This is a genomic window from Bacillus sp. TH13 (assembly GCF_016651175.1).
GTDB classification, from domain to species: Bacteria; Bacillota; Bacilli; order Bacillales; family Bacillaceae_G; genus Bacillus_A; species Bacillus_A thuringiensis_S.
Genome location: NZ_JAEKEJ010000025.1, coordinates 482,896 through 495,995 on the forward strand (window position 1 = coordinate 482,896; position 13,100 = coordinate 495,995).

Here is a 13,100-nt window from a genome sequence, read left to right on the forward strand (position 1 = left end):
CGCTACATTAACATTGTTGGATTAAAATCAATTGAGATTTGTAGCTCTTTTTGCATTTCTGCTTGATAATGTTCATTTACCATTTTGAGCACGTTCTTTAAGTTTGGTTCCCGTTTGTATTTTATCATGCATTGATAACGATATCTATCTTTTATCCTTGGAATTGCTGAAGCAACTGGTCCTAACACCATTGTTTGCTGCGAGCAATGCGTTCGTAAATACGAGGCAATTTTTTCCGTCACTTGTACCGCTTTTAATAATTCAGGATGAGATACGGTTACGAGTACAACATAGTAATATGGAGGATATTGTCTTGTTCGTCTCATTTGCATTTCTTGGTCAAAAAACACATCATATTGTTGGTTCTTCGCTAACTCTATACTGTAATGTTCTGGCGTATACGTTTGAATCACAACTTCCCCTGGCAATTCATGTCTACCCGCTCGTCCACTTACTTGCGTCAATAACTGATATGTCTTTTCACTTGCCCGAAAATCAGGTAAGTGAAGCATCGTATCTGCAGTTAAAACCCCAACAAGCGTTACTTTCGGAAAATCTAATCCTTTAGCAATCATTTGTGTTCCAAGTAATATATCTGCTTTTTCTTCCCCAAACGCCTTTAATAATTTTTCATGCATTCCTTTTCGACTTGTCGTATCTACATCCATTCGAATGACTCGCGCCTCTGGAAATAGTTTTGTAATTTCTTCTTCTACCTTTTGTGTACCTGTACCAAAGAAACGAATGTATGTACTTTGACAAGCTGGACACTCAGTTGGCATATTTTCTTCGTAACTACAATAATGACATTTTAAACGATGATTCATTTTATGATATGTCAATGAAATATCACAATGCGGACATTGTACAACATACCCACAATCACGGCACATAACAAATGTAGAATGACCTCTTCTATTTAAAAAGAGTACCATCTGTTCTTTCTTTTCTAATCGATCTGCTATTTTTTCATGCAGCGCCTTAGAAAACATTGATCGATTCCCGTCACGAAGTTCTTCTCGCATATCAACAATCTCTACCGTTGGTAAAGCTTGTTCATTCATACGTTTTTCCATTGTTAGTAGTTCATAAACACCTTTTTTCGCCCTTGCAAACGATTCAAGTGTTGGTGTCGCACTACCAAGAACGATAGGACATTTATGATATTGCCCTCTCCAGACAGCCACATCTCTTGCATGATACCTTGGATTATCTTCTTGTTTGTAACTTGATTCATGCTCTTCATCAATAATAATAATCCCTAAATTCTCAAAAGGCGCAAAAACGGCTGAACGCGCACCAACTACAACTTTCACTTCTTTTCTTAAAATCTTACGCCACTCGTCATACTTTTCTCCAACAGACAACGCACTATGAAGAACTGCAACTTGCGAGCCAAACCTACCTTTAAAACGATCCACCATTTGGGGTGTTAGTGCAATTTCAGGAACAAGAACGATAGCTTCTTTTCCTTTCTCGAGCACTGCTGCTATAGATTGTAAATATACTTCTGTCTTTCCACTTCCTGTAACACCATATAGTAAAAATGGATTATAAGTTTCATTTGTAATTGATGATAAAATCGGTGTAATAACTTGTTTTTGTTCCTCCGTAAGTGGAAATGGTTTCGTTTGTTCAAAATCATCATCGTCATACGGATTTCGGTATACTTCCACATACTTTTCTGAAATGAATCCCTTTTTAACAAGTGCTTTTATTGGAGCATCTGTTATTTGTAACTCTTCTGTAATTACTTTCAACGGTACACTTTTATGATTTTCCACAAAATAATAGAGTACATCTTGTTGTTTTTTACTTTTCAGTTCAAATGCCGCTAATTCTAATTTATCTTCTGGCAACTCCAGCTGAACAACTCTTTGCTTCTTCTTTTGTACTTTATCTTTCACTTGATAAACGACTTCAACCGTACCATTTTTAATTTCTTGTTGAATAGTCCGGTATAAATGTGGCTGTTGCTCGATTATTTCAAAATCAATTGCTTCTTTATCCTGAAATAAATATAGTATTTCAGGTGCTATTTCTTCCTGTTTACAAAGTTGTAGACGTTTTTTATACGTTGCTTTTATCGCAGTTGGAAGCATCACTTGAAAAGCTGAAATCATGTAGCATAACGTTTCACTTGTAAGCCAATATCCAAGTTTTAATAATTCATCATTTAAAACCGGTGTTACATCTAATATTTCATGGATTGTCTTTAACTTCTTACTTTCTACATCCACCGAATCTTTAATCCCAATAATAAAACCTTGCAATTTTCTTGGCCCAAACGGAACTACTACCCGCATTCCTGTCTGTACAATATCTTCCCATTTTTTAGGGATAATGTAATCAAATGGTCGATCTGTCTGACGGGCAGGTACATCAACAATTACACTTGCAAATTTCATAAACGATCATCTTCTAACATCATTTCAATTTGCTTTAATATTTCACGAGCTACCTCTTTTTTCATTAAAAGTGGCAACTCAATAACTTTTCCATCTTTTCTATACATCGTTACAATATTCGTATCCGTGCCAAAGCCAGCTCCTTGCGCTTTTACATCATTAGCGACAATCATATCTGCATTTTTCTCACGTAGTTTTTTCGTTGCATATTCCTCTACATTTGTCGTTTCAGCAGCAAAACCGATAAGTAACTGTTTATCCTTTTTCTGACCTAACGTTTTTAAAATATCCACCGTTCTTTCGAGCTCAATGACAGCATCACCATTTTGCTTTTTCATTTTATTATCATGAACATATTTCGGACGATAATCTGCAACTGCTGCTGTTTTAATGACAACGTCTACGTTTTGATAATGTTGAAGAACTGCTTCTAACATATCTTGTGCAGATTCCACTTGCACTGTCGTTACATGTAACGGTGGATTTAATGCTGTCGGTCCTGAAACGAGTATAACATCAGCGCCTAGATTCGCCGCCACTTCTGCAATCGCATACCCCATTTTTCCAGAAGAAAAATTCGTCATAAAACGAACTGGATCAACCTTTTCACGTGTTGGGCCAGCAGTTATTAATATTCTTTTTCCCTGCAATGGTTTGTGTTCTGAGAAAGCTTCCTCTAACCGTGCAATAATCGCTTCAGGTTCTTCTAGTCGTCCCTTCGCTACATATCCACATGCTAAAAAGCCTTCACCAGGCTCAATAAATGTATATCCTAGCGTTTTCAATGTCATCATATTTTTTTGAACAATTTTATTTTCATACATATGCACATTCATAGCAGGCGCAATCCATACCGGAGCTGTAGTAGCTAACAAAGTAGTTGTAATCATATCATCTGCAATACCACCAGCTAACTTTCCAATACAATTGGCAGTAGCAGGTGCGACAAGTACAATATCCGCCCAATCTGCTAAATCAATATGAGCAATAACAGCCGAGTCTTTCTCATCAAATGTATCCGTATATACATCATGGCGAGAAAGTGCTTGGAATGTAAGAGGCGTAACAAACTTCATTGCCGACTCACTCATCATTACTTTTACAATCGCGCCAGATTGTGTCAATTTACTCGTTAACGCAGCTGCTTTAAAAACCGCAATGCCTCCTGTTACACATAGAAGTATCTTTTTCCCTTTTAGCATATGACTCGTCCTCTTTCTTTTTCAAACTTATAATACTGAAATAGAATTCCCAGCTCGTCAGTACCAATATTTCATTCCTTTCGTAAAAAAATAACAACCTACTTGTAAATAGGTTGTTACCGTTACATAGAAAATTATAAAGTCTATGTTTTATTTTGTCGAAGGCAAAGGCTTATTCAGCTACTTTATCTTCACTTGGTACGTAGCTTAATACTTCCGCATCGATTTCTTCTAACGCTTTACCTACACACTTATGAGAAACCGGTTGCTCTACAACACAGTTATTAGCAAGTTGCATTTCACGTGCACGCTTTGCAGCCACTGTTACTAGTGTGTATTTAGAATCGATTTTTTGTAGTAATGAGTCAATTGATGGATTTAACATAATTATAGACCCTCCGTCATTTCTTTATAATATTTTGCTACCCTTTCGCGGCGGCAATGTTCGCCAACCACAATCGCTTTAATTCTATCACAAGCTAATTCAACTTGATCGTTTTCTACTACATAGTCGTAAGCGTCCATCATCTCGATTTCTTCTTTCGCTACAGTTAAACGATTTTCAATAACATCTTCAGTCTCTGTACCACGGCCAACAATACGGCTCTTTAGTTCAGATAAACTCGGAGGTGCTAAGAAAATAAATACACCTTCTGGGAAAGCTTTCTTAACTTGAATTGCTCCTTGCACTTCAATTTCTAAGAATACATCTTTTCCTTCTTGTAATGTTTTTTCAACATAGTCAATCGGTGTTCCGTAATAATTACCTACGAACTCAGCCCACTCAAGTAATCTTTCATTACGAATCATTTCCTCAAATTCTTCTCTTTCTTTAAAGAAATAATCCACACCATCTACTTCACCTTCACGCGGCTTACGTGTCGTTACTGAAATAGAGTACTGAAAACGTGTATCCTCATGGCTAAACAGCTCTTTACGAACCGTTCCTTTTCCAACCCCAGAAGGCCCTGAAAGAACGATGAGCAATCCTCTTCTACTTCTCATAAATATGTAAAACCTACCCTTCCTCACTTAAATCTTCTTTATTATTCAAACGATGTGCAATCGTCTCTGGTTGAATTGGACTTAATACAACATGCCCATCATCCATAACAATAACCGCCCTTGTTTTTCTCCCATACGTAGCATCAAGCAAAGCATTATGTTCGCGTGCTTCCTGTACTGTTCGTTTAATAGGAGCTGACTCCGGACTTACAATAGCAATAATTCGATGAGCAGATACAATATTTCCGTATCCAATATTTAAAAACCGCATGGCCATAGTTTGCGCCTCCTAGTAAGTCTATCCGATTTCTCCACCACGTATAACTTTATATATTTTTTGAAAGCTACTCAATATTTTGTACTTGTTCACGAATTTTTTCAAGGTTATTTTTCATTTCTACAACATATTTTGAAATTGTTAAGTCATTTGCCTTAGAACCAATCGTATTAATTTCTCTATGCATCTCTTGCACGATGAAATCCATTTTCCTTCCAACAGGCTCTTCAATCTGCAATGTTTCATGAAATTGCTCTAAATGACTTTGCAAACGAACTAACTCTTCATGAATATCACAACGCTCTGCAAAGATTGCGACTTCTGTTAGCAATCTTTGTTCATCTAACTCTTGATTATGTAATTCTTTTAAGCGATTTTCTAATCGTTCACGATATTTTTGTGTAACAATTGGTGCATGTGGAATAATTGCATTTACACAATTGCTAATCTCTTGTAAACGATACGCTATATCTTTATGTAATCGTTCTCCTTCGCCATCTCTCATCGTTTTCAACATATGAGCAGCTTGACGAACAGCCTCATATAAACTGTTCTCAAAATGTTCATTTATATTTTCTATTTCTTCAATTGCTGTTACTTCTGGCATTGCCATTAATTGCTCGAGTGTAATAGAATCTTGTAATTGAAATTTCCCTTTTATATCTTCCATCATCGATTGGTACTGCTCAAGAAGTGACCAATTCACACTTAATTTTCTTTCAACAAGTCCTTCACCTGCTATACTAATAGACACTTCAATGCGTCCACGTCGAACTTGTTTTGCAATTATTTTACGAATTTTGTCCTCAAATACCATCATTTGCTTAGGAAGTCGAATACTCATCTCTAAAAAACGGTGGTTCACCGATTTCATTTCTACTGTAATTTGAAAAGTATCACTTTCTACTTTCGATCTTCCAAACCCTGTCATACTAGAAATCATTTTTATCACATCCAAGCCATAAAATAACTCAATGAAAAAGGTAATAGAGACAAGGCTCTACTACCTTCTGTAAATTATATCACATTTTCATAACATTGACTATTTCAAGTTTAATCCCTTCTTATATAATATTGGCTTTTTCTTTTTCGCCTTTTTCCCTGTTAATAAAGAACCTACTAGTAAGAAAGTCGGAATTGATGACAAACCTCCAATTAATAACCAATCTCTTGCTTGTATCGGCATTGTGCTAAAGATCGGTTGTAACGGTGGATAATATATAACCACTAGCATGAGTAGTAACGAAATGATAACCGCCCCTACTAAATACACGTTCCCAAATGGATTACGGTGAAAGACAGAATGCTCACTACGACAATCAAATACATGAATAAGCTGAGCAAGTACCAACGTCGCGAACGCTACAGTTTGTGCATATTTCAGTTCATTTGGATGTTGGTTATACGCAATAATAAATGCTACTAACGTCACTGCCCCAATTAAAAACCCTCGACTTATTATTTTCCACGCAAGCCCTCTAGCGAATACCCCTTCTTTCGGGTGGCGCGGCGTTCTCTTCATCACATCTCCTTCTGCCTTATCCAAACCTAATGCCATCGCTGGTAAACCATCAGTAACTAAGTTCACCCATAAAATTTGAATGGGAACCATCGGCAGTGGTAATGCAAGTAACATCGCAAATAACATGACTAAAATTTCTCCAACGTTTGACGCCAATAAGTAGCGAATAAACTTACGTATGTTCTCGTATATATTTCTTCCTTCTTTAATTGCTGATTTAATTGTAGCAAAATTATCGTCTAGTAAAACAAGTGAAGAGGCCTCTTTCGCAACATCTGTCCCTGTAATTCCCATCGCTATCCCAATATCCGCTGTTTTTATAGCTGGAGCATCGTTCACTCCATCACCTGTCATGGCTACTATATGTCCTTGATTTTGCAGTGCCTTAACAATTTTTAATTTATGCTCAGGTGATACACGAGCGAATACATACGTATCTTCTACAACATTTTCTAATTCCTCCACATCCATATTTGCGAGTTCTACGCCTTCAACAACGCGCCCATCTGGTGGCAAAACTCCTAATTGTTCAGCAATCGCCATTGCTGTCACTTTATGATCACCTGTAATCATTACTGTTCGAATACCAGCTTCTTTACACTCTTTTACCGCCTGCGCCACTTCTGGCCTTGGCGGGTCAATCATACCTTGTATCCCAACCAACATAAAATCTTTTTCAACGTCTCTTTCATGTTCAATAGAATCCGTGACTTTTAAAGGTTTAAACGCAACTGCAATTGTTCGAAGCGCTTGACTACCTAAGCTATGAATAGCCGCCTGTACTTCTTTTCTATATAACTCACTTAACGGCTGCTGCTTATCCCCCCATAAAATCGTTTGACTCATTTGCAAAAGAACGTCCGGTGCTCCCTTCGTAACAATAAACTTTTTCCCCTCTCGATCTCGTACAATAACACTCATCATTTTTCGAGTTGAATCAAATGGAAATTCACGAATAATTTCAAATTTCCCTTTCAATGCCTCACGTGTAATCCCAGCTTTCATTGCTGCAGCTACAAGCGCTCCCTCTGTTGGATCTCCATCTAATACGTACGTCTTTTTCTTTTGAATAATATTTGCATTGTTACATAGTGAACCAAATGTAAGTAGCTGATAAAGTGCTTTTGTCTTAGCTGGATTCACTTCTATTTCACCTTTCATAAAAGAGCCATTAGGTTCATATCCTTGCCCTGTCACTTTCCACAATTCTCCGCCTGACCACATATGTGTTACCATCATTTTGTTTTGCGTCATTGTCCCCGTTTTATCAGAACATATAACGGAAGCACAACCTAACGTTTCTACGGCTGGTAACTTTCGTACAATTGCTCTCTTTTTTATCATACGCTGTACACCAAGTGATAAAGCTACTGTAACAATTGCTGGCAACCCTTCTGGAATAGCCGCAACAGCCAGAGACACACCAGCTAAAAACATATGATATACTTCATTCCCTTGATACACCCCAGCTAATACAACGAGCGCTGTCAAAATAAGAGCCACAATAATTAATATTTTTCCGAGCTGCTCTAACCTTCTTTGCAGTGGTGTTTCCATTTGCTCTGCATTTTGTAACATATTTGCAATTTGACCCATCGCTGTATTCATACCAGTTGCTACAACGACACCTGTTCCAGATCCTCGCGTAATCATTGTCCCCATAAAAGCCATATTTTTTTGATCACCAATTGCAACCTCTTGCTCTTGCCCTTGCAATGCTTCTACCTTCTTTTGCACAGGTACGGACTCCCCTGTCAAAGCAGACTCTTCAATATATAAACTTGATGCCTCAACAAGACGCACATCAGCCCCAATACGATCACCACTGGAAAACTTAATAATATCACCTAAAACAAGTGCTTTAGATGGTGCTTTTACCCACTTTCCATTCCGCATTACAGTAACTTGTGGAGCAGCTAGTTCCTTTAAAGCTTCCAATGATTTTTCAGCTTTTCTTTCTTGAAAAAAGCCGAGAATACCATTGATAATAACAATGGCAACAATAGCAATAGAATCAATGTATTCACCTAAAAACGCAGAAACAATTGTTGCTCCAAACAAAACGAGTACCATGAAATCTTTAAATTGCGCTAAAAATACCATTAGTGCAGAAGGCCTTTTTGCTTCTTCTAATTCATTTGTACCAAATTTCTTAATTCGCCCTTCTGCTTCTTTCTCTGTAAGTCCAACCTTTACATTCGTATTCGTTCTTTCTTCCACTTCATGTGCTCGCATTCCATACCAGTTCATCCTGCCATCGACCTCCTGATTCCAGACATACTCTATTGAAAGCTTATTCAGCCTCGTCCAAAAAAATGCTATAATTAACATTTAGTTAGAAAGGAGTGTTCATTAATGGCATTCGATGGACTATTTACAAGAGCGATTACACATGAAATTGAAAATTCTCTTTACACGGGAAGGATTTCTAAAATATACCAACCTTCAAAATACGAGATTTTATTACATATTCGAGCGAATGGAAAGAACAAAAAACTAATTCTTTCATCTCATCCTACATATGCTCGTATGCACTTAACGAATCAAAACTACGATTCGCCAGCAATACCGCCGATGTTTTGTATGCTTCTTCGCAAACATTTAGAAGGTGGATTTATTGAAAAAATTGAACAAATCGACTTAGAACGGATTATCCAAATTACAGTTCGCAGTCGTAATGAAATCGGAGACGAATCATTAAAAACATTAGTAATTGAAATAATGGGACGACATAGCAACATTATCTTATTAGATACGAAAACAAACGTGATTTTAGATAGCTTAAAACACGTTTCATTAGCCGTAAACCGTCACCGAACTGTATATGCTGGTGCTGAGTACGTCGCGCCACCAGCCCAACATAAAATCAATCCTCTGCAAATTGAAACCGCAGATGATTTTATTAGACCGCTAGACTTTCTATCTGGAAATATGGATAAACAACTCGTCGGGGCTTTCATGGGAATATCCCCATTATTTGCAAAAGAAGTAGTAAAGAAAGCCGGTATGGTAAACGAGAAAGCATTATCAGAAGCATTTTTCTCTATACAAACACCATTACTATCTCATGCATATACACCAGCAATGATTACTGCAAATGGAAAAGAATTCTTTTATCTTTTCCCTCTTACACACTTGCAAGGAGAAGAAAAAACATTCTCATCAGTGAGCGAATTGTTAGATCGTTTCTTCTTTGGCAAAGCAGAACGTGATCGTGTAAAACAACAAGCTCATGATTTAGAACGCTTTATGCAAAACGAAAAAAATAAAAACGAGAAAAAACTCATTAAACTCGAAAAAACACTGCAAGATGCCGGAAAAGCAGATAAATATCAACTATTTGGAGAACTACTTACAGCCAATATGTACGCTTTGAAAAAAGGGGATAAAGATATTGAAGTCGTTAACTATTACGACGAAAATGGCGGAACTGTAAAAATCACATTAGATCCTTTAAAAACACCATCTGACAATGCGCAACGCTATTTCCAAAAGTACCAAAAAGCGAAAAATTCAGTTGTTGTTGTAGAAGAACAAATCGAAAAAACAAATGAAGAAATTCTTTATTTTGATAGCTTACTTCAACAAATGGAAGCTGCTTCTTCAAAAGATATTGAAGAAATTCGTGAGGAATTAGCTGAAGAAGGTTATGTGCGCAATCGCAAAACGAAAAACGCAAAGAAAAAACCTACTAAACCAGTATTAGATAAATATTTAGCAAGTGATGGCACAGAGATTTTCGTTGGTAAAAACAATAAACAAAATGATTATTTAACAACGAAGTTTGCCCGCCGTGATGAAATTTGGTTACATACGAAAGACATACCTGGCTCTCACGTTGTCATTCGCTCTTTAGAGCCTGCTGAAGAAACTTTACTAGAAGCTGCCAAAATTGCTGCCTATTACAGTAAAGCGAAAGAGTCTAGCTCTGTACCTGTTGATTTCACCAAAATACGCCATGTCAAAAAACCGAGTGGTGCAAAACTTGGTTTTGTTACGTACGACAATCAGCAAACCGTATATGTAACACCAGATGCTGATATTGTAATGAAATTAAAAGCGTAAATACAAAAATGCGTTGCTTATAAGCAACGCATTTTTTATATTCGTTCACACTAGTTCATATACCCATTTACTAATTCATAACATCTTGCTTTTGTCATCTTGTATTTCTCTTCTGAAGCTTCTATACGTCTCATCGTTCCGTTATTTGTATCAGTACCAATTACTTTAACTTTACTTTCTTTTTCTTTAACCCACGCAATTTGTTTCGTTTTTAACGACTGGAACGCATCAACTGACATCGTACTTCTTAATGTACTGTAAATTTCATTTAGTTTATTATCCCACAGTTGATAATTTCCTTCTATTTCATTTACTATATCGCTTGCGGACATGGTATTTGTATGTTTTTCTTGATTTTCTAGAGTAGATAATTCATTTAGAGCCTTAGTTTTACCTGAAGCTGTTGAAGATTCTTTTGTAGTTTCCTTCTCTTCTTTAGAAATAACTTGTGAACTTACACTATCTTCCTTAACCGTTTCTTGACCTGAACTACTATTTTCTTTCGCTACCTTTTCCTGTTTTTGCTCATCTAAATCATATGTAATAACCGATGTTTTTGCATCTACAGCAATTAATCTAGCATTTTCTTTAAAAATATATTTTTTGTCACCGCTGTCTTCTTCTTTAACAAAATCAACATTCTTAAAGCCTTGAATTTTCAGAAATTCACTAGCTTCTTCCTTCGTAAGTTTTAAATCGCTCGGTGTATGAGATGACCATTTATCCATTAACCATTTTCCATCTTTATAAACGAAAATAAATTCCCATATCTCTGCTTCATTTCCCATATCATTTGAAGGTGTGATAGTCTCAATCGTTAAAATATCTTTTTTCTGTGAATATGTTAATCTCATGTTCGGTTCAATATTAATAGGGAATGGTAGCATATCCGTCTCTCTTGATCGATTAAATGTTGCAAGCGACTTAGGAAGCTGATTTTCTACAAACTTTTCTGAAACCAATCCTTTAACTCCTTTTTTAGCTGTCTCTAAATCCCCAGGATTATTTCGGCTCCATCCATTTTCTTTTTCCATCTCACTAAACGCATTTGCTATTCCATCTACACTCTTTCTTACAATCTTTTTCGCTTCTTTTTCTGTCACTTCTGGCGCTTCATCAAGCTGTTCAATCGTTTCATTTACTTGAACTTTGTGTTCACTTGTTTCACACCCCGTTATAACAAGCATACTAGCGGCCAAACAAAATGACATTACTTTACTTAATTTCTTCATATACTCACATTCTTTAACCCAATTTTTTCGTTACATCCCTTTACCTACAAACAAACCGTAACAACCCCTTATTATACCAATTGTTTTAATTTATTTATACAAAAAATATAATATTTAAATTAAGAGGATTTCTGTTTGCAAGTTTACATTATTGTTCAGTCACATAAACACTTACTGTAAAAAATTTTATATATATTTATTTTACATTCGTCTAGTTTTTTTGACACACAGCTATCCTCTTTTCTTTTATTCTAAATAAATATACTGGCACAATTCTTGCTTTATTAATGTAAAAAGGAGGAATTAAAATGAATGTAAGAATAACTAACATCCAAAAACAACTACATAATTACGGAATCGACGGGTTACTTATTACAAAAAAAGAAAACCGTCAATACGCAACAAACTTTACAGGTAGCGCAGGCGTTGTCTTAATTACTGTGCATAAAGCTATTTTCATTACCGATTTCCGTTACGTAGATCAAGCAAAAACGGAAATAAAAGCAGCAGAAATTATTATGCATAAAGGAAATTTAGAGGAAGAAGTTGCAAATCAAGTATCAAAATTAAACATTCAAAAACTTGGTATAGAAGACAATAATATAACTTTGCAACAATTTAAGAAACTACAAAAATATATACATACAGAAATGGTTCCAGTGTGTGAGATCATTGAAAACATTCGACTTATTAAAGACACATCTGAAATAGAAACAATGAAAATAGCAGCTACGATCGCTGACGAAGCATTTCACCATATTGTTACATTTCTAAAGCCTGGAATAAGCGAGACTGACGTTCGAGATGAATTAGAATTTTTCATGCGAAAAAAAGGAGCTACATCTTCTTCATTCCAAATCATTGTAGCCTCAGGCGTTCGTTCTTCACTTCCCCATGGAGTTGCATCAAATAAAATAATCGAACGAGGCGATATCGTTACATTAGATTTCGGTGCACTTTACGACGGATATTGTTCCGATATAACACGTACCGTAGCAATTGGGGAACCCTCGGAAGAATTCAAAAAAATATACAATGTTGTACGAGAAGCGTTAAAACGTGGGACTGAAGCGATTAAGCCTGGAGAAACTGCGAAAAGTATCGATGATATAACGAGGGATTACATTACAGAACATGGATACGGTCAATACTTTGGCCACTCTACCGGGCACGGTCTTGGGTTAGAAATACATGAACCACTTCGCCTATCCCAAGAAAGTAAGGCAACTTTACAAGAAGGTATGGTTGTTACAGTTGAGCCGGGCATTTACATACCGAACTGGGGCGGTTGTAGAATCGAAGATGATATTGTCATCACCAAAGATGGTTATGACATTATTACAAAATCAAATAGAGAACTAATTGTAATCCCTTGTTAATATTATGAAG

General features: G+C 36.4%; 10 protein-coding genes. 2 read left to right on the forward strand and 8 right to left on the reverse strand.

What is annotated here, in order from left to right; all coding sequences use genetic code 11:
* Positions 1-2 precede the first annotated feature (2 nt).
* The 7 genes from priA to JFU02_RS10665 form a co-directional block, all read right to left on the reverse strand.
* Positions 3-2,408, reverse strand: coding sequence for a primosomal protein N' (priA, locus tag JFU02_RS10635; protein WP_061666369.1), 2,406 nt, complete (start codon positions 2,406-2,408; stop codon positions 3-5).
* The gene (coaBC, locus tag JFU02_RS10640) at positions 2,405-3,610 is read right to left on the reverse strand and encodes a bifunctional phosphopantothenoylcysteine decarboxylase/phosphopantothenate--cysteine ligase CoaBC (protein ID WP_000911743.1); all 1,206 of its coding nucleotides are present in this window, start codon (positions 3,608-3,610) and stop codon (positions 2,405-2,407) included. The genes priA and coaBC overlap by 4 nt, the downstream gene beginning before the upstream one ends.
* Before the next feature lie 172 nt (positions 3,611-3,782).
* Entirely contained in the window at positions 3,783-3,995 is a 213-nt protein-coding gene (gene rpoZ / locus JFU02_RS10645; protein ID WP_000933962.1) for a DNA-directed RNA polymerase subunit omega, read from the reverse strand.
* Between the two features lie 2 nt (positions 3,996-3,997).
* Positions 3,998-4,615 (reverse strand): guanylate kinase, encoded by a 618-nt coding sequence (gmk, locus tag JFU02_RS10650; protein ID WP_001257742.1) that lies wholly within the window; start codon positions 4,613-4,615, stop codon positions 3,998-4,000.
* Positions 4,616-4,628: 13 nt separating this feature from the next.
* Positions 4,629-4,892, reverse strand: coding sequence for an extracellular matrix/biofilm regulator RemA (gene remA / locus JFU02_RS10655; protein ID WP_001251456.1), 264 nt, complete (start codon positions 4,890-4,892; stop codon positions 4,629-4,631).
* 67 nt (positions 4,893-4,959) lie between these two features.
* A complete protein-coding gene (locus JFU02_RS10660) occupies positions 4,960-5,835 on the reverse strand; it encodes a YicC/YloC family endoribonuclease (RefSeq protein WP_000625863.1) in 876 nt (291 codons plus the stop codon).
* Between the two features lie 99 nt (positions 5,836-5,934).
* A complete protein-coding gene (locus JFU02_RS10665; protein ID WP_001104762.1) occupies positions 5,935-8,664 on the reverse strand; it encodes a calcium-translocating P-type ATPase, SERCA-type in 2,730 nt (909 codons plus the stop codon).
* A gap of 105 nt (positions 8,665-8,769) precedes the next feature.
* Between JFU02_RS10665 and JFU02_RS10670 the strand changes: the two genes are divergently transcribed.
* A complete protein-coding gene (locus JFU02_RS10670) occupies positions 8,770-10,479 on the forward strand; it encodes an Rqc2 family fibronectin-binding protein (RefSeq protein ID WP_061666368.1) in 1,710 nt (569 codons plus the stop codon).
* A 50-nt stretch (positions 10,480-10,529) separates the two neighbouring features.
* On the opposite strand, the gene JFU02_RS10675 is transcribed toward JFU02_RS10670, so the two are convergent.
* Positions 10,530-11,711 (reverse strand): lysozyme inhibitor LprI family protein, encoded by a 1,182-nt coding sequence (locus JFU02_RS10675; protein WP_000736522.1) that lies wholly within the window; start codon positions 11,709-11,711, stop codon positions 10,530-10,532.
* 308 nt (positions 11,712-12,019) lie between these two features.
* On the opposite strand from JFU02_RS10675, the gene JFU02_RS10680 reads away from it, so the two are divergent.
* Complete coding sequence (locus tag JFU02_RS10680) at positions 12,020-13,090, forward strand: M24 family metallopeptidase (RefSeq protein WP_001102866.1); 1,071 nt, start codon at positions 12,020-12,022, stop codon at positions 13,088-13,090.
* Positions 13,091-13,100 lie beyond the last annotated feature (10 nt).

What these genes read in the sequence shown, in the direction of transcription:
- priA (WP_061666369.1), bottom strand. Translation starts at nt 2,408, where the DNA reads ATGAAATTTGCAAGTGTAATTGTTGATGTACCTGCCCGTCAGACAGAT.
- gmk (WP_001257742.1), bottom strand. Translation starts at nt 4,615, where the DNA reads ATGAGAAGTAGAAGAGGATTGCTCATCGTTCTTTCAGGGCCTTCTGGG.
- coaBC (WP_000911743.1), bottom strand. Translation starts at nt 3,610, where the DNA reads ATGCTAAAAGGGAAAAAGATACTTCTATGTGTAACAGGAGGCATTGCG.
- rpoZ (WP_000933962.1), bottom strand. Translation starts at nt 3,995, where the DNA reads ATGTTAAATCCATCAATTGACTCATTACTACAAAAAATCGATTCTAAA.
- JFU02_RS10665 (WP_001104762.1), bottom strand. Translation starts at nt 8,664, where the DNA reads ATGAACTGGTATGGAATGCGAGCACATGAAGTGGAAGAAAGAACGAAT.
- JFU02_RS10670 (WP_061666368.1), top strand. Translation starts at nt 8,770, where the DNA reads ATGGCATTCGATGGACTATTTACAAGAGCGATTACACATGAAATTGAA.
- JFU02_RS10675 (WP_000736522.1), bottom strand. Translation starts at nt 11,711, where the DNA reads ATGAAGAAATTAAGTAAAGTAATGTCATTTTGTTTGGCCGCTAGTATG.
- JFU02_RS10660 (WP_000625863.1), bottom strand. Translation starts at nt 5,835, where the DNA reads ATGATTTCTAGTATGACAGGGTTTGGAAGATCGAAAGTAGAAAGTGAT.
- remA (WP_001251456.1), bottom strand. Translation starts at nt 4,892, where the DNA reads ATGGCCATGCGGTTTTTAAATATTGGATACGGAAATATTGTATCTGCT.
- JFU02_RS10680 (WP_001102866.1), top strand. Translation starts at nt 12,020, where the DNA reads ATGAATGTAAGAATAACTAACATCCAAAAACAACTACATAATTACGGA.